Here is a 20,423-nt window from a genome sequence, read left to right on the forward strand (position 1 = left end):
GGTTTTATCACGGGCAAGATAGACCAATGAATTACTGGAAATAGGAGAAGTAATTCGTTAAAGAATGATGCATGCAGGGCGCATCTCAATATATAAGTATTATCAACCAATTTGAACAGAAGTAGAATTGAAACATATATTAATATTATGGCGCGGAAATTTGAGCGCAATAATACCGGAAAAAATTCATTAACTATCTAAAGAAAGGCGTGTATTTATGTGTGGAATTGTTGGTATTGTCGGCTCTACTCCAGTTAATCAGAGTATATATGATGCATTAACGGTATTACAACATAGGGGCCAAGATGCAGCGGGAATCGTCACTGTTTCGGGCAATAATTTTAAACAACGTAAGGCAAATGGCTTAGTCAAAGATGTTTTCGGCTCGAAACATATGCGACGCTTACAAGGTAATATTGGCATTGGGCATGTACGTTATCCGACTGCGGGTTGTGCGAGTGCTGCAGAAGCTCAACCTTTTTATGTTAACTCTCCTTGGGGATTATGTTTAGCACACAACGGTAATTTAACCAATGCGTGTGAATTACGTGAGACTTTACGTCTTTCTCGCCGTCATCTTAATACTACCTCAGATTCTGAGATTTTATTGAATATTTTCGCTGCTGAATTAGATAACTTTCCCGATGACAGTCTTAGTCCTGAAAAAATATTCAGTGCGGTCAGTGAGCTGCATAAAAAAGTAAGAGGCGCCTATGCCGTTGTATCTTTAATGATTGGTCATGGCATGATTGCTTTTCGCGACCCACATGGGATCCGTCCTTTAGTATTAGGCTCTCGTAAAACAGAAGAAGGCGATATTGAATATATCGTTGCGTCTGAAAGTGTCGGATTAGACACTATTGGTTTTGAAGTGATTAGAGATGTTGAGCCTGGAGAAGCCATTTATATTACAGAAGATCGTCAATTATTTAGTAAAAAGTGTGCCCCACAAAGTACTCTACATCCTTGTATCTTTGAATATGTGTATTTAGCTCGTCCTGATTCTAAATTAAACGGTATTTCAGTGTATGAAGCGCGCCTTGAAATGGGTCGGAAACTCGGAGCTAAAATAAAACGTGAATGGCAAGATATTGAAATTGATGTTGTTATTCCTATTCCTGAGACGTCGAATGAAATTGCGCATCAAATCGCTAATGAGCTAGATTTACCATACCGACAAGGTTTTGTAAAAAATCGCTATATTGGGCGTACTTTTATTATGCCGGGACAAACTCAGCGTCGTAAATCAGTACGTCGTAAATTAAATGCAATTACTGCTGAGTTTAAAGGTAAGTCGGTGTTATTAGTGGACGATTCTATTGTGCGAGGTACAACCTCGGAGCAAATTGTTGAAATGGTACGTGAAGCTGGTGCTAAAAAGGTTTATTTTGCCTCTGCCGCGCCTCAGATTTGTTACCCTAATGTTTATGGTATCGATATGCCAGATGTTAATGACTTAATTGCTTATAATCGTACAGTTGAACAAATTAGTGATTGTATTGGTTCAGATAAATTGATTTATCAAGATCTAAAGGATTTAAAAGACGCTGTAAAAAAACAAAATCCAAACGTTGATGGTTTTGAATGTTCAGTTTTTGATGGGTATTATATTACCGAAGATATTGATCAAGCTTATTTTGATAGATTAGTGATATTACGCAAAGAGCAACTCGATAATGGCAGTGAAAATAAAGAAGAGACTACTTGCTTAGAAATGTATAATGGAGCTTAGTTACATTATTTGTTAGTAAAAAACCACGTAAATAACGTGGTTTTTTTGTTTTAGGACTAAAAATCTGCACTGCCTGGCGAACGAGGGAATGCAATAACATCACGAATGTTTTGTACACCTGTAACATAAGACACTAAACGTTCAAAACCTAAACCGAATCCGGCATGAGGAACGCTACCGTACTTACGTAAGTCGCGATACCAACTATAATCATCTTTATTAAGGTTCATTTCAGCAAGACGTTTATCCAACGCTTCTAGATTCTCCTCACGTTGACTTCCTCCTATTATCTCACCGATTCCAGGTGCAATAACATCCATAGCAGCCACTGTTTTACCATCGGCATTCAATTTCATATAGAAAGCTTTAATATCTTTTGGATAGTTTTGTAGAATAATTGGCGCACCGACATGTTTTTCAGCTAAATAACGTTCATGTTCGGATTGTAAATCAATTCCCCATTTTACTGGGTACTCAAAATCTTGACCGCAATTTTCTAAAATCGTAATGGCTTCACTGTAATCCATGCGTACAAATTTTGATTGGATCATACTTTCGAGTCGTGTGATAGCTTCTTTATCAACTCGTTGTGCGAAAAAGGCCATATCATCCGCCCGTTCGTTTAAGACGGCTTTAAAAATGTATTTAAGTAAATCTTCAGCAAGCTGAGCAACATCATTAAGATCAGCAAACGCAATTTCAGGCTCCACCATCCAAAATTCAGCTAGGTGGCGCGTTGTATGAGAATTTTCTGCTCGAAATGTTGGACCAAAAGTATATACATTCGTTAATGCACACGCATAGGTTTCAGCATTTAATTGGCCGGAGACTGTCATAAAGGTTTCTTTACCAAAGAAATCTTGTTTGTAATCAACTTTACCCTCTGCGGTTTTAGGCAAGTTTTCTAGATCTAGGGTACTTACTCGAAACATTTCTCCAGCGCCTTCACAGTCGCTTCCGGTAATAATGGGTGTGCTGATCCAGTTAAAACCACGTTCATAAAAGAAGTTATGAATCGCATGAGACAAACAGTTACGTACCCGTGTGACCGCACCGAACATATTGGTACGTGGTCGTAGGTGTGCATGTTCACGCATATATTCAATACTATGACGTTTTGCCGACATTGGATAAGTATCGGGATCTTGTACAAAGCCGACAACTACAACTTGTGTCGCTTGAATTTCGAAATTTTGTCCTTTACCCGGGCTTTCTACTAATTCGCCAGTGACTTCAACACTACAACCTGCCGTTAGACTTAACACATCAGAACTATAGTTTTTAAGTGTTGTTGCAACTACTGCCTGAATAGGATCAAAACAAGAGCCATCATATATAGCTAAAAAAGAGATCCCGGCTTTGGAATCGCGACGAGTACGGATCCAACCTTTTACGGTAACTTGACTACCGATAGGCAATTTTCCGTTGAAAATATCAACAATTGCTGTTTTTGACATGAGAATGAGGCTCCATAAGCACAACTTGTACTGTTTTTTATAAGAAATTATTAGAAGTATATATTACCTTGGCGCGCGTGAGATACAAGCTTATGCTTTCAGGAACTTGCATTTTTTACTGATTTTTAACCCAGTAAGGCTGATGTGGGCTTATTTAACTTTAATGCTGTTTTAAAACACTACAATAATTTGTTTATAACATAAAAGATAGCATCACATAATTTTTTTAATTGTCCTTGAGTGATAATATATGGAGGCATAATATAAATAAGTTTACCAAAGGGGCGGATCCAAACCCCTTGCTCAACAAAAAGTTTTTGTACTTTTGCCACATCAATGTTCTGTTTTAATTGAACCACGCCAATGGCACCTAATACGCGTACCGCTTCAACATTATCTAATGTTGTACAAGGCTTAAGATAAGTGTTTAATTGAAGGCTTATTTTTGCGACTTTATCAAGCCATGAGCCACTGAGTAATTTATCAATATTTGCATTGGCGATTGCACAAGCAAGTGGGTTAGCCATGAAGGTAGGCCCATGCATAAAGACTCCTGCTTTACCTTGGCTGATAGTCTTTGCAATATTATCGGTACAAAGTGTGGCAGCAAGGCTCATATATCCACCCGTTAACGCCTTTCCTAGACATAAAATGTCAGGGCTTATTTGTGCATGTTCACAAGCAAACATTTTTCCTGTACGGCCAAAACCAGTAGCAATTTCATCGGTAATCAATAATATATTATATTTATCACATAAAAGTCGTAACCCTTTTAAATATTCAGGATGGTAAAAAAACATTCCACCAGCGCCTTGAACAATGGGCTCTACAATGATTGCTGCCAAATTATCCTTATGCTTGATGACCATTTGTGTAATAGCGAAGAGATCGCGACTATCCCATGTTTCACCAAATGCAATGTTAGGTTGGGGAGCAAAAAGTTGTTCACTTAAAAAATGATGATATAACTCATGCATTGCACTATTAGGATCCGTCACACTCATCGCCCCAAAGGTATCTCCATGGTAAGCATTACGCAAACTTAAAAACTGAGAGCGTGGTGTGCCTCGTGCATGCCAATATTGTAATGCCATTTTAAGGGCGACTTCAACGCTAACACTCCCTGAATCACAGAAAAAAACTTTATTAAGTGGTTTTGCGGTAATTTGTATTAGTTTTTTACCAAGTTCAATAGCTGGTGAATGTGTTAACCCGCCAAACATGATATGCGCCATTTTATCTATTTGTTTTTTAGCCGCGTCATTTAGTTCGCGGACATTATAACCAAATAAAGATGCCCACCAAGAAGACATACCGTCGATAAGCTGTTGGTTATTTTCAAGTTGGATCATACATTTTGAGGCGCTAAGTACTCCATAGCAGGGCAAAGGACTTTGCATTGAAGTATATGGGTGCCATAGATGTTCTTTGTCAAAGGCGAGATCTAACGCTTTATTGTTCATTATATAACCACTTGTAAAGTTAAAGTCTATTAATAGGTTGACAGTGTATCTGTGAACCTTAAACTAACCTAATAAATTTATAGGCATGAAGGTAAATATGAGTAATACAAGGTCAATGCGTCACGATTGGAAGGTCTCGGAAGTAAATATGCTTTTTGAATTACCTTTTATGGATCTTTTATTTGAAGCACAAATGGTACACCGAGCTAATTTTCCTAATAATGAAATACAAGTAAGTACTTTGTTATCTATAAAAACAGGTGCTTGCCCTGAAGATTGTAAATATTGCCCTCAAAGTGCTCGCTATACAACGGGTATTGAAAAAGAGTCTTTGATGCAAGTTGAAAAAGTGCGTGTGGCGGCTCAAGATGCAAAAAAACAGGGCTCCACGCGATTTTGTATGGGGGCGGCTTGGAAAAATCCAAAAGCTCGAGATATGCCTTATTTGGTACAAATGATCCAAGAAGTTAAAGCGTTGGGTCTAGAGTCATGTATGACTCTAGGCATGCTTAATAAAAAGCAAGCCTTAGAACTTGCCGATGCAGGTCTTGATTATTACAATCATAATTTAGATACTTCACCTGAGTATTATAAAAAAATAATTACGACTCGTAGTTACCAAGACCGTTTAGATACTTTGGATAACGTTCGTCAAGCAGGGATGAAAGTATGTAGTGGAGGGATTGTCGGCTTAGGTGAAAAAAGTATTGATCGCGCAGGGCTTCTCGTGCAACTTGCAAATATGGATATTCACCCGGAGAGTGTGCCGATTAATAAATTGGTAAAAGTAACGGGTACGCCTCTTGCAAATGTACCTGATTTAGATGATTTTATTTTTATTAAAACAATTGCCATTGCACGTATTATGATGCCTAAATCGTATGTACGTTTATCTGCAGGTCGTGCAGATATGTCAGAGCAAAGCCAAGCACTTTGTTTTATGGCTGGCGCAAACTCTATATTTTATGGTTGCAAATTGCTAACGACGGCGAACCCCGATGAAAATTCAGATATGTCTTTGTTTAAAAAGTTAGGTATTAATAAAGAGAAAGTACATTTTTCACCTTTTGAAAAAGAACAAAAGATAGACGCAAGCATCATTCGTTACCGTGAAAAAGATGAATTGTTTTATGATGCGACAGCGACAGTATAAAATGGCCTTTGAATTTATACAGCACGATTTAATGCAACGTAAAGAAAATGGATTATATCGTCAATCTCAAATTAGTGAAACAGCGCAAGGTAGATATATAAAAGTCGCCGGTAAACATTATCTTAATTTCTCGAGTAATGATTATTTGGGCCTTGCATCGGATCCTCATTTAATTAAAGCTTGGCAAAAAGGAGCACAACTTTTTGGTGTAGGTAGTGGAGGCTCATATTTAGTGACTGGCTACCAACAAGCGCATGCTGATTTAACCGCACAATTAAAAGAATGGTTGGGAGTTCCTGCTCTGGCTTTATTTAATTCCGGTTACTCGGCCAATCAAGCCATTATTAAACTTCTACTCGATAAAAATGCACTCTTAGTACAAGATAAACTTAATCACGCCTCATTAATAGAAGCGGGGGTGCTTAGTCCCTGTAAAATGTTACGTTTTAAACATAATGATATGCAACATTTAAATCAATTACTTAAGCGTTCAATTAAGAGTGATACTCTCATTATCAGTGAGGGAGTGTTTAGTATGGATGGCGATAGTGCGCCAATTAAAAAATTACATACGCAAGCTAAGCTTTTTAATGCTTGGTTAATGATAGATGACGCACATGGTTTAGGGGTGCTTGGTCAACAAGGCCAAGGGAGTGTCGTACAAGCGGGTCTTAAAAATAATGCAATGCATATTTATATGGCGACCTTTGGCAAAGCCCTAGGTGTCGGGGGGGCCTTTGTTGCAGGCTCGCAAGATTTCATAGATCACCTTACTAATTTTAGTAAGCCTTATATATATACAACAGGGCTTCCTCCCGCGATGGCCTATACCATTATGATAGCCAGTGAAATGGTGGCTCAAGATAACTGGCGACGTGATAAATTACAGCATTTGATAACCAAATTTAAATATTTAGCCTCTCAAAATGGAATTTTACTGGCGCCATCTATGACCGCTATCCAGCCATTAATAATAGGCTCTACGGAGAAAAGCATACAAATGGCGACAAAACTCAAAGAAGAAGGTTTTTGGGTGACGGCTATTCGTCCACCGACAGTGCCGGTAGGGCAGTCTCGATTACGTATAACATTAACCACTCGGCATGAACTCGAAGATATTAAGGCATTGATTAAATCTATTTGTTTGGTATTACATGATGATAAATAAACAAGCGGTTGAGGCTTCTTTTTCTAAGGCAGCTGCGCAATATGATGATTTTGCACAATTACAATGCTCAATTGGAGATAAACTTTTTTCTGATATCACATTGACGGCAGCACCTTATATTTTAGATATGGGCTGTGGAACGGGGTTCTTTAGTGCAAAATTACGGAAAAAATTTACCAAAAGTAATATTAGTTGTTTTGATCTTAGTGCGAAGATGCTTCATGAAACAAAAAAAAGAGTACTGCCAAAAGTCATTTATATACAAGGAGATATAGATGCATTGCCTTTTTGTAAAGCAACATTTGATTTGATTTATAGTAATTTAGTGGTGCAGTGGAGCGCTGATTTACAGGGGTGTTTAAAACAAATACAAGTTTGCTTAAAAAAGGGAGGAACAGCTTATATTTCTACGTTATTAGACGGTTCACTCGATGAGCTTAAACAAGCTTGGAAGCACGTTGATAATTATCCTCATACCAATAATTTTATCGGCTTGGATTTACTTCGCAAACAGTTAAAATTAGCCGATTTAACAATAGTTAAAATACGTGTTGAAACGCGAATTTTAACCTATAGCAACGTGTTGCAAGTGATGCGATCATTAAAAGGAATTGGAGCCAATCATGTACATGCTTCTCGGGGATGTACCTTAGGTGCTAAATCTTTAATCAAAACACTACAAAGGGGCTATCAGCCCTTTACAAATACTCATGGGGAATTGCCCTTAACTTATCAAGTGTGTTACATGGAGCTAACGAAAAAATGAAAGCTTTTTTTATAACAGGAACAGACACGGACGTTGGGAAAACGCTTTGTAGCCGAGCGTTACTTATGGCCGCAACGAAACAAAAACTAACGACATTGGGTTACAAACCAATTGCCGCGGGTTCTGAGATAACGAGTGAGGGGTTACGTAATAAGGATGCGTTACTTCTACAAGCATCGAGTAGTGTAAAATTAGCCTATGAATATATTAATCCCATTACCTTGTATCAACCGATAGCCCCGCATATAGCGGCTCATTTAGAAAATAAATTAATCCAATTACCGGCTTTGGAAGATGCCTTTACAAGAATACAGCAACAAGCAGAAATTATTATCATTGAAGGTGCTGGTGGGTGGCGTTTACCTATAAATACGACGCAATACCTTTCTCAATGGGTACAACATGAAAAATTGCCGGTTATTTTAGTGGTGGCGATGAAATTAGGATGTTTAAATCATGCGATCTTGACCTATGAGAGTATACTTGGCGATGGTTTACAGGTTGTTGGTTGGATTGCTAATCAAGTGCAATTAACTCAGATGCCTTTTTATCAGCAAAATTTAGATTTTATTAAACGGCAAATCAATGCGCCCCTTATTGCTGAAATTCCTTATATTAAACATATAGTCACAGCGGATTTGGGACAGTATGTCAATTTTGAGTTTTAAATGGGTGCTGGAAGTATGATAAAAAATAGAAGCGTAAACCGAATGGCTCCTTATCGCTAAAGGTTTATTTTACAAGCATAATAAAAACTTAAATGAAATTATAGGATTAATTCAGTGCAAAAAAACATTATTTTATTCGCCTTATCATTATTGTTCATATCTCCTACATGGGCCAATAACGCAACGTTAGAAAAACTGACCGTTTATACTTATAATTCATTTACTTCTGACTGGGGACCTGGCCCGGCAATAGAAAAAGCTTTTGAAGCGAATTGTCATTGCGATCTTGAATTTGTTAGTTTGGAAGATGGTATTTCTGTTTTAAATCGTTTACGTTTAGAAGATAAAAATAGTGTTGCCGATATTATTTTAGGTCTTGATGATAGTTTGATGGCCGATGCCGAAAAAACAGGTTTATTAGTTAAACATAATATGGATTTAAGTTTTCTTAACATGCCAACAACGTGGGAAGATCTTACTTTTGTTCCTTATGATAAAGGTTATTTCGCTTTTGTTTATAATAAAAACAAATTAAAAAATCCCCCTAAAAGTTTAAAAGAGCTGGTGGAGCGTAAAGACGATTTAAAAATAATATATCAAGATCCACGGACTTCGACTCCAGGTTTAGGTTTGTTGCTCTGGATGAAATCGATATATGGCACATCAGTGAGCGAGGCTTGGAAAAAGCTAGATAAAAAAACCATTACGGTAACTAAAGGTTGGACCGAAAGTTATAACATGTTTCTAAATGGAGAAGCAGATATGGTGCTTTCTTATACCTCCTCGCCTGCGTACCATATTATGATGGAAGGCAAAAACCAATATGTTGCGGCTGATTTTAGTGAAGGGCATTATATGCAAACGGAAGTCGCTGCGATCGTTAAAAGTAGCCAACATAAAAAATTGGCCAGAAAATTTATGACTTTTATGCTTAGCGACGCATTTCAAAGTAAAATCGCAACGGGTAATTGGATGTATCCCGTAACTGATGTTGCCTTACCGGAACAATTTAAACAATTAACACTTCCCAAAAAAGTGTTCTCTATAAAAAGTGAAACGGTATTTTTACAGCGCAAAGCGTGGACGAGAGAATGGTTAAATGCGTTAATTGAGTAGATGTTGCTAAAAAAAATACAAATACCCGGTTTATTATTGACTGGGTTTATTAGCATTTTTGTGGCGGGAGCGGTGATCACCTTACTCTTTCATTCTCCCTCTTTAAAAATCGGTCCACTTTGGTCAGATCCTTATTATCGACATATTACTGTTTTTAGTTTTTATCAGGCTTTTTTGTCAACGTTATTAAGCGTACTTTTAGCAATTCCTCTTAGTCACGCTTTATATCGGCGTGAATTTTGGGGTAAATCTCTATTATTAAAACTTTTTGCAAGTACTTTAGTGTTACCGGTGCTGGTGGTTATTTTTGGTTTATTAGGGATTTATGGTAACAGCGGTTTACTGGCGAAATTATATTTGCAATTTCACTCTGTTTTACCTTTTTCTATATATGGCTTAAAAGGTGTCTTATTAGCGCATGTTTTTTTTAACTTGCCTTTTGCGACCCGCCTTTTTTTGCAAGCGTTGCAATCTATTCCAAAGCAGCAACATCAACTAGCCGCACACTTAGGTATGACGCATTGGATTAAATTTAAAGGGTTAGAGTGGCCACATATACGGACGCAATTAGCACACGTTTCAGGGCTGATTTTTATGCTTTGCTTTACCAGTTTTGCAACGGTTATGGCTCTTGGTGGAGGGCCCAAAGCAACGACGATTGAACTGGCTATCTATCAAGCTATAAAGTTTGATTTTGATTTGCAAACAGGGGCGTTATTAGCTTTATGGCAAATGTCACTTTGTGCACTGCTGGCTTTTTTTCTACAAAAAACAACACGTAGCGTTTTATTAAATGCATCTTATATTCCGATAAAAGTTTATTTATTTGACGACCGATTTAGGGATAAATGTTGGGATTTTTTATGTATTTCCTTGGTTGTCCTCTTTGTGGTGCCTCCTTTGATAATCGTTGTTATTTATGGGTTAAATGAAAAAATATTATTTGTCTTAAGTGATATTAATTTTTGGATGGCATTTAAAAACTCAATGATCATTGCTATTTTTTCTGGTTTTTTTGCATTGCTAATGGCCTTTTTTATCTTACTTTGTAGCCGAGTCTGGCGCATGGGTAATAAGCACTCTTATGCAGATAAAATTGAGCTTTTGGCAACGATTATATTGGTTACTCCTAGTTTAGTTATTAGTACCGGATTATTTTTGTTTCTACGTGAATTTAATCATTTTTTGATGCTTCCTCTCTTTATTGTTATTGCGGTTAATGCATTAATGGCTTTGCCTTTTGCACTAAAGAATTTAGCTCAACCCATGTTACATAATGCTCAAAAGTATGAGAAACTTTGTATCAGCTTAGGTATATTTTCATTTTCGCGTTTTTATCTTATTGAGTGGAAAGCGTTAAAAGTGCCCATCGTTCAGGCTTTTAGCCTTAGTTTTGCACTTTCAATTGGTGATTTAAGTGCCATTGCTTTATTTGGGAATCGAGACTTTAGTACATTGCCTTTATATCTTTTTCAATTAATGGGTAGTTATCAAATGCAGTCTGCAGCCGTAGTCGCTTTAATTTTATTATTATTGAGTGTCGGAATATTTATACTGACAGAAAAAATATTCCATATTAAAAGAGTGCAACATGATTAATATTTGTCTTCAAATAAAATCATAAATCGGTTTTTCTCTATAAGGATTTATATGAGCATGTTAAATAAATTTCAATTAAATAACGATGTATTAACGTTACGTGATTTTAGTATTAATACGCGTCGTGATCTGCATATGATGCCTGAATTGTCAGGAAAAGAAGTTGAAACATCAAAATACTGTAAAGCGTTGATGCATCAATATGGTTTTAAAATTAAATCTTATGTGGGACATACAGGGTTTATTGCGGATCTTATTATTGATGACACATTGACAATGCTCGCATTTCGAACCGATATGGATGGTCTTGAAATGGAAGATCTAACGAATAATCAATATACATCAAAAAATAAAGGCTGTGCACATAATTGTGGGCATGATACACATATGAGTATTGCCTTAACTACTGCCAATTATCTTGCTAATCACCCTCAAAGATTACGATATAATGTGCGTTTTATTTTTCAAATGGCAGAAGAAGATATGCGTATTGATGGTGCTAATAAGATGGTTGAATTGGGTTGTATGCACGGAGTTAGTGAAGTTTATGCTTTACACAATGATGCATCTCAAGAATGTGGGAAATTGTCAATTAACGACCATATTATGTCTTCATACGGAAGTATGTGGACGTTAGATATTCAAGGTAAATCAGCTCATAGTGCCATGCCAAATAAGGGACTCGATGCAATTCGAGAAGGAGCGCGTATTATTGCAGATATGGACTACATTGTTGCAAAAAAAACAGATCCGTTCTCTCCCGCGGTTTTTGTCTGTGGAATGTTTAATGCTGGCACTATGCCTAATGTTATCGCGGGCAATGCGCAAGCAAAAGGCACTATCCGTGCAATGGATAATGCAACAAATCAAATTCTAATCAATAGCTTTGTATCTATTGTTGCGCAAAGTGAATTACGTGGTTATACAACATCGTTTAGCCATTGTGGTTATCCTGCGGTTGTAAATCATACGATTGCTTATCAACGCGTTGTACAAGCCGCACAAAAAATAATTCCGGTTGAACTTTTAGATGTTAATTGTCGCTCTACAACAGGAAGTGAAGATTTTAGTTATATGATAGAGGCGACAAAAAACAAATGTGGGGCGATGTTTTTTCTTGGCTCTGGTAATAAAGAAAAAGGTATTGAGAATTATTTGCATGCAACGCCTTACTTTGTAGAAGATGATTTTTTACTTGTTGGCGCGCAAATTTTTATTAATTTAGCTACTGATGCTTAAATTAAGCGGCAGATTCAACCTTGAAGTGCATAACCGCTAAGCCGCAAGTGCGGTTATGTGTTCTGCCATAATTTGAAGTGGCGTTTTAAAAAAAAGTTTCTTTCTCGGTCTATTATTTAGCTGTATTAAATTCACCCTTACATCCTCATCACTGACCAATCACATATTCAAGGGCTGATCGCGATACAAGTTATGCACTTATTATTTGAATCTAAGTATCATAGGCTAAATAAAACGTAGATATAATAAGTAAAAAGCAATGACTACAAATAAAATGCCAATAATTTTATTTGTATATGCTCCCTGCATAAACGACATCTTAATTTTAGATGATAGTAAGGCTAAAAAACTGAGATAAAAGAAGCCGATTACATTTAAAATGAAACCTAATATTAAAGCTTGCTGTAACATTCCGATAGGCGTTGATGTAGTGACAAATTGTGGGATCAAAAAGAGAAAAAAAGTCAAAGCTTTAGGATTAGACAAGTTACTCATAATAGACGTTGTGATAATTTTTGTTTTCTTAATACTAAGACTTCCTTTTTGCATGTTGGGCTCTGTATTAAAAATTTGCCATCCCATTCTTAAAAGGTAGAGTGAACTTGCAACTTGAATGGCGGTATTGAGCGTTTCATTCAGACTTAAAAATCCTGCAATCAATAGGGCACTGGTAATGGTTAAACTTACCCCTGCTATTAAATTACCAGTTGCAACGAGTAGCCCAGCTTTCCAATTGAGTGTTTTAGTCATTGTAATGGTTAATAAACTATCGACCCCCGGCATAATAACGAGGATGGTTACGGCGCTGATATAGCCAAATAAAAGCTCTGCTGGAAACATAAATGTACTCTTTTTAAATAATTTTTTAGGTTTGTATTATTATCTTATTCTAATAAGATGAATCGCTATTTTTTAAACATGACCAAATGTGTTGATCATCAATTAAACACATTGAGTGGTTGTTTTTATGGTTAATATACTTAAACATAAAAATGTGAATAGGGTGGTTTTAAATACTTATTGATAACTTACAATGCACTTAGCCGAATAAACAATATAGAGAAATAATATGAGAAAAATCATTCTAACGTCAACTCTCACCTGTCCGGAATGCGGAGGCAAGAAAAAAGAAATTATGCCGACAAATGCTTGCTTATATTTTTATGAATGTACATATTGTCATAAAACATTTAAACATTTAAACCTTTAACGGGTGATTGTTGTGTGTTTTGTTCTTTTGGTAACGTTAAATGTCCGCCTATACAAGAAAATATAGCGTGTACCCATTAGTTTTAACCTAATACATTTAAAATAAGGAATTATATATGCAGCCGGCTCCTATTAAAAAACTAATAACCTTCGATGATTTTGAAAAGTTAGATATTCGTATCGGCACAATAATTTCTGTTTTGGACGTTGCAAAATCAAATAAATTAATGAAACTTATCGTGGATTTTGGCGATCATACTCGTTCCATTCTTTCTGGTATTAAGCAGGAACGGGGGAATCCTCAAGAATTAGAAGGTAAGCAAGCATTATTTGTCGTCAATATTGCAGAACGTAAAATGGCAGGGGAACTATCACAAGGAATGTTATTTGACATCGGCTATGCAGATAAACAAGGAATGTTATTTGACATCGGCTATGCAGATAAACAATGTCCTTGTTTAGCGATGCCGGAAGTTCCGGTTGCAAATGGAAGTAGAGCTGGATAGTAGTAGAGATTTGATTTTATATTTAAGATAGTTAACCTTATTTTTCAGAGCATATCAATATCTGGCGATAACTGTAACAAGAATGGTTACAGCTTGTTTTAACTTCATCTTTAAATCCTAAATGTATAAAACACCTAAAGGATAATAGTATATTATACATTTTATGTTAAATACAATTATGTTCAATAGCAGGTAAAAAAACAGTAATAACTTCTTTTTATTATCTTTACATTCAAGCTATTTAACATAATATGCATTATGCGCAGTATGTGGTTTTGATAAATAGTTGGTTTATCTTTCAATTGCTTATAGATTTATATCTGGAACTCATCTTTAAGCCGTTACAGAATACAATTAACTAGCCAAAAGTGAAATACATTTAATAAAAGGAATAAAAAACACCCTATCATTTTACCTGCGTTTATATACAGTTATTTTGAGATCGTCGCAAAAATGTGACTTTTTCTTAGATTAATAATTAGTATTCATACTTTTAAATATTTTATCTATGACACTTAAAATATCACGAATACATTGAATTGAGGTATTTAACCGCTAATACTTCGACCATGCACAGCATGTACCCGCCAAACCAAAGGTGAATATTAAGAGTATCTAGCGCAGCTGCATTCGCACCACTTTTATCAATGACAACTTTACGGGGTAAGCCACTGCTCTTTATCGCTTTATCAAAGAATGCCCGTGCATCCTGCTCATTACGGTTTTCACTTAAATAGAAATCAATAATGGCGCCATATTTATCGACAGCTCTATAGTAATAGACCCACTTACCTTTCACCTTTATGTAAGTTTCATCCATTCGCCATGAGTCAGCTACTTTACGTTTGCTTTTTCTGAAACTGGCTTCGAGTAATGGAGCATATTTGGTCACCCAACGGTTTAACGTTGAGTGACCAAAATGAATATTACGCTCAGCGAATATCTCTTCTATGTCACGATAGCTAAGTTTGTAAGCAAGATAATAACGCAGTGCCATTATGATGATATCTGGTGGGTAATGTCGTCCTGAAAAGTTGATTGCCATGTTATTGATACTCCGAAAATATCGAAATAGTATTAACACTTTGATTTACGGAGTCAACTTTGCGACAGAACCCTCAATATACGAGTGGGCAATTTAGCCGTTTACTGAACAAATATAAAATAATAGCTTCAATGAGTAGTGTTGGTGCTTGTTTAGATAATGCCGTTGTAGAACGATTTTTTGGCAGTTTAAAGAATGAATGGTTATTAAATATTGTTCACTTAACACGTGAAACAATGAAGATGGATGTTGAGGAATATATCCGTTATTACAACCATGAACGACTTCATACAACACTGGGAAATTTAACGCCGATTAGCTATGAAAATTTACAAAGTCAGGTGTCCGGTTGGACTTGACCAAAATACTCTCTCGCTTATCACAGCACTCTGTCATTGTGATCTTTTAAAATTAAATATCAATGCTTTTTTATATTACGAAGTATTATCAAAGATCATGGGTATATCAGTCAATATGTTTTAGAAGTAGGGAGCAAAGGCTTTGATAGATTGAAATTCATTAATGATATTTTTCTGAATATAGTTAAAATCAATCACTTAGAGTCTGCCTTTGTGAAGGGGGAAAAGTGTTAGATTTGGCTGTGGAACGGGTTCACTGATGAATGATATAGCAAAAACCATGTGAAAGTGGTCATCTTTTAGCGGTTGATGCAAGATATAAGGTGGAGCAAGAAGGGATAATTAATTTGTAATTCGATGAGTAAAAGACTTACTTGGTGTAATGTTAAAAAGAGGCTTATTGTAAAAAAAAGCTATCGGTGAAACAACTAACCCCTTATTGAGTGGTGAAGATATCTCAATAAGGGGTTAGTTACTTAGATTTTAGATTGAGTTAAACAAGTTGATGTTTATTTTCGGTTGCTACTTCATCATTATCCGTCTGATTTTCAGGATGGATATGAGAGCAACTTCCATCTTCACTTTGATGCATCCAACGAATTAGAGTATTAGAGAAAGCAAGTAAGACGACACCCGCAATAATAGAAGAGATGGCAATGCCAGCAAAAATATCAAGAGCGCCTAATGTTTCTACATGAGCGCCAACCACTCCGGCAATATAGTTTGATAGAGCATTAAAGGCAAACCAACTACCCATCATTAAGGATGCTAAACGGAGTGGAGCAAGTTTGGTTATCATTGCCATTCCGATAGGAGATAAGCAAAGTTCTCCGAGCGTATGGAAAAAGTAAGCTCCCACAAGCCACATCATGGATGTTTTTACGGTAAGATCTCCGCCTTGTTCCATTACGGCTCCAATCATACAAAGAAAGCCAAGAGCAAGAAAGAAAAGAGCTAATGCAAACTTAACGGGTGTATTCGGTTCTTTAGGTCCCATTTTTCCCCATATGATAGCGAGAATAGGAGCTAAAATAATAATAAAGAAAGGATTAAGTGATTGAAACCATGAAGATGGGACTTCAAAGTTTGCGATGACTCTATCTGTATAGTCATGAGAATATAAATTCATTAAACCACCGGCTTGCTCAAAACCCGCCCAGAATACGACTACGAATAAGCCCATGATCATGATAACTTTTAAACGATCAATTTCAATTTTAGTTAAAGGCTCTTTTTTAGATTTATTATTCTCTAATGCCAATTTAGCCCCTGGTATTTTACCAATATCTCCAAGATAGCGTTGTGCAAAGAGCATCTGAATAACTAAACTGATTAGCATACCAATACCGGCGGCGAAAAATCCTGATTTCCAACCCATGATGCCTGTGACAACACCGACAACAATCCCAGCAAGAAGAGAGCCAACGTTTATACCCATATAAAAAATAGTAAATGCACCATCTCGACGCTTATCGTTAGCTGGGTAAAGATCGCCTAGCATGCTGGAAACATTAGGTTTAAAAAGACCATTACCAACGATGATAAAAGCCAGGCCCAAATAAAAGCTATGCAGGGGAAGAATAGGTAGAAAACCATCGGGTAAAGCAAGTACAAATTGACCCATTGCCATTAACGAGCCACCTAGAATCAGGGAGCGACGTTTGCTAATGTAATTGTCAGATAACCATCCACCGATAAGGGGGGTAAAATAAACGAGACCCGTATAAATACCATAAAGATTAAGTGCTTCTGCCGTCGTCCAACCCATACCTCCGTTGACTGTTTTATCGGTAAGGTAGATAACTAAAATTGCGCGCATTGCGTAATAAGAAAATCGTTCCCATAGTTCTGTACTAAAAAGTAAGAAAAGTCCTTTTGGGTGACCTAAAAGTGTATCTTTATCATTTAACATATATATCTCTTTTGTTGCACATTAGTATTATTTAATGTGGAGATTTTCTAAACATATCTCTTTCATGGATAAGTACAATTAACGATTAAAGTGTTGCTATATTTTTATTGGTTTTAAAGCGTGCTTTCGTAATATGTAATATATCTAAAGTATCAGTTATGTTTTTTGTACTTTTTATTTTTAATAAACATTTGTATTTAGCACGACTAGATAAAGATAACGCTTACGAAATAAATAAGGTATTATAATTTCAATCAAAGTAAGTTATATAATAATCTTATTATGATTATTTTATATTAACTTATCTTTTGGTCAAGATTATATATTCCTATAGGCTGTTACTCTATTTATTTTAGATAATGTGACGAGTTATTAAAGGGAAATAACTAAATGACACATAAACAACAAAAAGGAATAGGATAATATGAATCAAAAATTATCAACATTCGATATTATCGGATTAGGTTTTATGAGTTTTGCTTTTTTTTTAGGTGCGGGAAACCTTATTTTCCCACCACTTGCTGGCTCTCTTGCAGGTGAAAACACTTTACTTGCTATATTAGGATTTTTAGTTACGGCAGTCGGTTTACCGTTACTAACTCTTATCGCTGTAGCTAAAGCCGGTGGTGGGCTAACAGTCATGGCAAAATACTTACCGGGAAAAATAGCGACATTATTTGCTCTCATTATTTTTGTTATTATTGGTCCAAGCTTTGCAACACCTAGAACTGCACTGGTTGCTTTTGAAATTGGGATCCGTCCTTTTATAATGAATGAAACTTCAATGCATTTAGCTATCTTTTCAGTTTTATTTTTTACTATTGTTGCTGGACTCTCTATCTCAACGGGGAAATTATTAGATATGATTGGTAAAGTGATAACACCTTTGCTTATTGTATTATTAATTATTTTAGCTACGGCGGTTGTTCTTCATCCACTTGCAGATATAGGTGCCGCATCTGCAGGTTATGTCGATACTCCTTTTATAACCGGTATTCTTGAAGGCTATAATACAATGGATACGTTAGGTGCACTTGTTTTTGGAATGCTCATCATCAATGTCATCAAATCGAAAGGGATAACATCGCGCGCAGTTCAATATAAATACCTTATCATTTCAGGATTGATGACGGCAGTAGGTTTAACTTTTGTTTATGCTTCACTTTTCTATCTTGGAGCGACTAGCCATAGTGTCGCGATAAATATTAACAATGGAGGTGAAATAATATCTCTTTATGTGCAAGCTCTTTTTGGTATCTCTGGTCAATATTTACTTTCGTTAGTTGTTGGCTTAGCTTGTTTAACGACAGCGGTAGGTTTAGTGAGTGCACTGTCAGATTTTTTGGTCGAGTTAAAACCTAACTGGAATAGAAAATTTTTAGTAATACTAAATTGTATCTTGTGTGCTTTTGTTACAAACGTTGGACTCAGCCAATTGATTCAACTCTCTATTCCCGTTTTATATACTGTTTATCCGGTGGCAATAGCATTAGTTGCTTTAACTTATGCTAAAGATAAATTAGCGAATAAACCGCTATCTTACTCTTTTGTATTAGGTACTTCTCTTGTATTTGGTCTATTAGATGGAATTAAAGTAACTGGAATAAACATCGATATTTTATCATTCATACCTTTATTTGATGAAAATATGGAATGGTTCTTACCCTCAATATTAGCCTTGCTAATTTCTATTTTTATGTTTAAAAATAAAACAAAAAATTCTTCTTAAACAAGTGCTATATATGCCAGATAAAGTCTGCGATTGCAGACTTTATCTTTTATATTGCCATGATAAGCCATCTATTATCTGTTATTATTCGCGCTGAACTTTGTAGTATATTTGAAAATAACCTATAGGATGTTTTTATGCGTTTTACCGACCAAGTTTTAGCTGTTAATAATGATCTGCCCATTCGTACAGAACAGCCCGTTCATAATGGGAAAGTACGGTCCGTATACTGGTTAACCCCTTCCGATAGCAAACGCCTCATTAAAGAAAAAAATTATGATGTTGCCAGCGATGCTCCTTTAGCAATAATGGTTATCAGTGACCGCATTTCTGCTTTTGATTGTATTTGGCATGCTGAAGACGGCCTGCAAGGCGTCCCAGGTAAAGGGGCCGCTTTAAATGCTATCTCAAGTCATTGGTTTAATTTATTCAAAGAAAAAGGATTAGCAGATAGTCATATTCTTGATATTCCCCATCCATTAGTTTGGATTGTTCAAAAAGCAAAACCCATTATGATTGAAGCAATTGCAAGACAATATATAACGGGATCAATGTGGAGAGCTTATTCTAAAGGGGAGCGTGATTTTTGTGGTATAAAAATCAAAGAAGACTTACAAAAAAACCAAAAGCTGGATTCATTATTGATAACACCTTCAACAAAAGGTATTTTAAAAGGTATACCTGACGTCCCTGCTAGCGATGATGTTAATATTACAAGAAAAAACATTGAAGATAATTTTGCTGCATTTAATTTTTCAAAAATTGAACATATTGCGTATTATGAAAAACTTCTAAATGATGGTTTTAATGTAATTAGTACAGCGCTTGCAGAAATAAAACAAATATTTGTAGATACCAAATTTGAATTTGGTTATGTAACGGATAAAGCGGGTAATGAAAAAATCATTTATATGGATGAAGTGGGCACACCCGATTCATCTAGAATATGGGATCAAGATGCATTTGGAAAAGGCAATATTGTTGAGAATTCAAAAGAAGATTTTCGACAATTTTTGTTAAATCATTTTTCTGATGCCGATGTTTTATTAAATAAAGAGCGTATGGTAGAACGTTTGGCTCTTGCTAAAAATAATGCACTACCTGTTTCTGCTTTATTAAAAATATCTGAAACCTATTGTCTCATTGCAGAAAAAATAATTGGCAAAAAAATAATTATATCTAAAAACCCCAAAGCTGAAATCATTGCTATTTTAAAAGAGAAATATCAACTAATCGATGATGTGTAAGCCTTTATAAGTTAACAACAAAAAGCCAACAAAACTTATTGTTGGCTTTTTGTTG

The 20,423-nt window shown here is 35.9% G+C and carries 16 protein-coding genes and 2 pseudogenes; 13 read left to right on the top strand and 5 right to left on the bottom strand.

What is annotated here, in order from left to right:
• Window positions 1-217: 217 nt before the first annotated feature.
• Complete coding sequence (gene purF, locus B8W84_RS03650; protein WP_094751957.1) at window positions 218-1,732, top strand: amidophosphoribosyltransferase; 1,515 nt, start codon at window positions 218-220, stop codon at window positions 1,730-1,732.
• Between the two features lie 56 nt (window positions 1,733-1,788).
• Here the strand turns inward: purF and asnS are convergent, their stop codons facing one another.
• Entirely contained in the window at window positions 1,789-3,189 is a 1,401-nt protein-coding gene (gene asnS, locus B8W84_RS03655) for an asparagine--tRNA ligase (protein WP_094751958.1), read from the bottom strand.
• A gap of 179 nt (window positions 3,190-3,368) precedes the next feature.
• A complete protein-coding gene (gene bioA, locus B8W84_RS03660) occupies window positions 3,369-4,652 on the bottom strand; it encodes an adenosylmethionine--8-amino-7-oxononanoate transaminase (RefSeq protein WP_094751959.1) in 1,284 nt (427 codons plus the stop codon).
• A gap of 97 nt (window positions 4,653-4,749) precedes the next feature.
• On the opposite strand from bioA, the gene bioB reads away from it, so the two are divergent.
• From bioB to B8W84_RS03695, 7 genes are all read left to right on the top strand, one after another.
• A complete protein-coding gene (gene bioB, locus B8W84_RS03665) occupies window positions 4,750-5,805 on the top strand; it encodes a biotin synthase BioB (protein WP_094751960.1) in 1,056 nt (351 codons plus the stop codon).
• Window positions 5,783-6,973 (top strand): 8-amino-7-oxononanoate synthase, encoded by a 1,191-nt coding sequence (gene bioF / locus B8W84_RS03670; RefSeq protein WP_257797901.1) that lies wholly within the window; start codon window positions 5,783-5,785, stop codon window positions 6,971-6,973. The genes bioB and bioF overlap by 23 nt, the downstream gene beginning before the upstream one ends.
• Window positions 6,960-7,739 (top strand): malonyl-ACP O-methyltransferase BioC, encoded by a 780-nt coding sequence (bioC, locus tag B8W84_RS03675; RefSeq protein ID WP_094751961.1) that lies wholly within the window; start codon window positions 6,960-6,962, stop codon window positions 7,737-7,739. Before bioF ends, bioC begins: the two co-directional genes overlap by 14 nt.
• On the top strand, window positions 7,736-8,407 hold the full coding sequence (gene bioD, locus B8W84_RS03680) for a dethiobiotin synthase (RefSeq protein WP_094751962.1): 672 nt from the start codon (window positions 7,736-7,738) through the stop codon (window positions 8,405-8,407). The genes bioC and bioD overlap by 4 nt, the downstream gene beginning before the upstream one ends.
• Window positions 8,408-8,521: 114 nt before the next feature.
• Window positions 8,522-9,523, top strand: coding sequence for a thiamine ABC transporter substrate binding subunit (thiB, locus tag B8W84_RS03685; protein WP_094751963.1), 1,002 nt, complete (start codon window positions 8,522-8,524; stop codon window positions 9,521-9,523).
• Window positions 9,524-11,122: a thiamine/thiamine pyrophosphate ABC transporter permease gene (gene thiP / locus B8W84_RS03690; protein ID WP_094751964.1), complete on the top strand. Its 1,599-nt coding sequence runs from the start codon at window positions 9,524-9,526 to the stop codon at window positions 11,120-11,122.
• A gap of 57 nt (window positions 11,123-11,179) precedes the next feature.
• Window positions 11,180-12,361, top strand: a complete 1,182-nt coding sequence (locus tag B8W84_RS03695; protein ID WP_094752733.1) for a M20 metallopeptidase family protein — start codon at window positions 11,180-11,182, stop codon at window positions 12,359-12,361.
• 225 nt (window positions 12,362-12,586) lie between these two features.
• Here B8W84_RS03695 and B8W84_RS03700 read toward each other — a convergent pair whose 3' ends face one another.
• A complete protein-coding gene (locus B8W84_RS03700; RefSeq protein WP_094751965.1) occupies window positions 12,587-13,201 on the bottom strand; it encodes a LysE family translocator in 615 nt (204 codons plus the stop codon).
• Window positions 13,202-13,430: 229 nt separating this feature from the next.
• On the opposite strand from B8W84_RS03700, the pseudogene B8W84_RS08105 reads away from it, so the two are divergent.
• Window positions 13,431-13,651: pseudogene (locus B8W84_RS08105) on the top strand (GDCCVxC domain-containing (seleno)protein).
• Between the two features lie 35 nt (window positions 13,652-13,686).
• Complete coding sequence (locus B8W84_RS03710) at window positions 13,687-14,076, top strand: tRNA-binding protein (RefSeq protein WP_094751966.1); 390 nt, start codon at window positions 13,687-13,689, stop codon at window positions 14,074-14,076.
• A gap of 523 nt (window positions 14,077-14,599) precedes the next feature.
• Here B8W84_RS03710 and B8W84_RS03715 read toward each other — a convergent pair.
• A complete protein-coding gene (locus B8W84_RS03715; protein WP_094751967.1) occupies window positions 14,600-15,121 on the bottom strand; it encodes an IS6 family transposase in 522 nt (173 codons plus the stop codon).
• 74 nt (window positions 15,122-15,195) lie between these two features.
• Between B8W84_RS03715 and B8W84_RS03720 the strand changes: the two are divergent.
• Window positions 15,196-15,480: pseudogene (locus tag B8W84_RS03720) on the top strand (IS3 family transposase); the annotation flags it as partial.
• A 493-nt stretch (window positions 15,481-15,973) separates the two neighbouring features.
• On the opposite strand, the gene B8W84_RS03725 reads toward B8W84_RS03720, so the two are convergent.
• Complete coding sequence (locus B8W84_RS03725) at window positions 15,974-17,398, bottom strand: peptide MFS transporter (protein ID WP_374220147.1); 1,425 nt, start codon at window positions 17,396-17,398, stop codon at window positions 15,974-15,976.
• Between the two features lie 418 nt (window positions 17,399-17,816).
• On the opposite strand from B8W84_RS03725, the gene brnQ reads away from it, so the two are divergent.
• Both brnQ and B8W84_RS03735 read left to right on the top strand, forming a co-directional pair.
• Window positions 17,817-19,121, top strand: coding sequence for a branched-chain amino acid transport system II carrier protein (gene brnQ / locus B8W84_RS03730; RefSeq protein ID WP_094751970.1), 1,305 nt, complete (start codon window positions 17,817-17,819; stop codon window positions 19,119-19,121).
• Between the two features lie 137 nt (window positions 19,122-19,258).
• Complete coding sequence (locus B8W84_RS03735; protein WP_094751971.1) at window positions 19,259-20,368, top strand: phosphoribosylaminoimidazolesuccinocarboxamide synthase; 1,110 nt, start codon at window positions 19,259-19,261, stop codon at window positions 20,366-20,368.
• The last annotated feature ends 55 nt before the right edge of the window (window positions 20,369-20,423 follow it).

The organism is Psychromonas sp. CD1 (assembly GCF_002239585.1).
Taxonomy (GTDB): Bacteria; Pseudomonadota; Gammaproteobacteria; order Enterobacterales; family Psychromonadaceae; genus Psychromonas.

Bases quoted from the DNA above. Each gene is read 5' to 3' on its own strand.
- purF (WP_094751957.1), top strand. From the start codon at position 218: ATGTGTGGAATTGTTGGTATTGTCGGCTCTACTCCAGTTAATCAGAGT.
- asnS (WP_094751958.1), bottom strand. From the start codon at position 3,189: ATGTCAAAAACAGCAATTGTTGATATTTTCAACGGAAAATTGCCTATC.
- bioA (WP_094751959.1), bottom strand. From the start codon at position 4,652: ATGAACAATAAAGCGTTAGATCTCGCCTTTGACAAAGAACATCTATGG.
- bioB (WP_094751960.1), top strand. From the start codon at position 4,750: ATGAGTAATACAAGGTCAATGCGTCACGATTGGAAGGTCTCGGAAGTA.
- bioF (WP_257797901.1), top strand. From the start codon at position 5,783: ATGATGCGACAGCGACAGTATAAAATGGCCTTTGAATTTATACAGCAC.
- bioC (WP_094751961.1), top strand. From the start codon at position 6,960: ATGATGATAAATAAACAAGCGGTTGAGGCTTCTTTTTCTAAGGCAGCT.
- bioD (WP_094751962.1), top strand. From the start codon at position 7,736: ATGAAAGCTTTTTTTATAACAGGAACAGACACGGACGTTGGGAAAACG.
- thiP (WP_094751964.1), top strand. From the start codon at position 9,524: ATGTTGCTAAAAAAAATACAAATACCCGGTTTATTATTGACTGGGTTT.
- B8W84_RS03695 (WP_094752733.1), top strand. From the start codon at position 11,180: ATGTTAAATAAATTTCAATTAAATAACGATGTATTAACGTTACGTGAT.
- B8W84_RS03700 (WP_094751965.1), bottom strand. From the start codon at position 13,201: ATGTTTCCAGCAGAGCTTTTATTTGGCTATATCAGCGCCGTAACCATC.
- B8W84_RS03710 (WP_094751966.1), top strand. From the start codon at position 13,687: ATGCAGCCGGCTCCTATTAAAAAACTAATAACCTTCGATGATTTTGAA.
- B8W84_RS03715 (WP_094751967.1), bottom strand. From the start codon at position 15,121: ATGGCAATCAACTTTTCAGGACGACATTACCCACCAGATATCATCATA.
- brnQ (WP_094751970.1), top strand. From the start codon at position 17,817: ATGAATCAAAAATTATCAACATTCGATATTATCGGATTAGGTTTTATG.
- B8W84_RS03735 (WP_094751971.1), top strand. From the start codon at position 19,259: ATGCGTTTTACCGACCAAGTTTTAGCTGTTAATAATGATCTGCCCATT.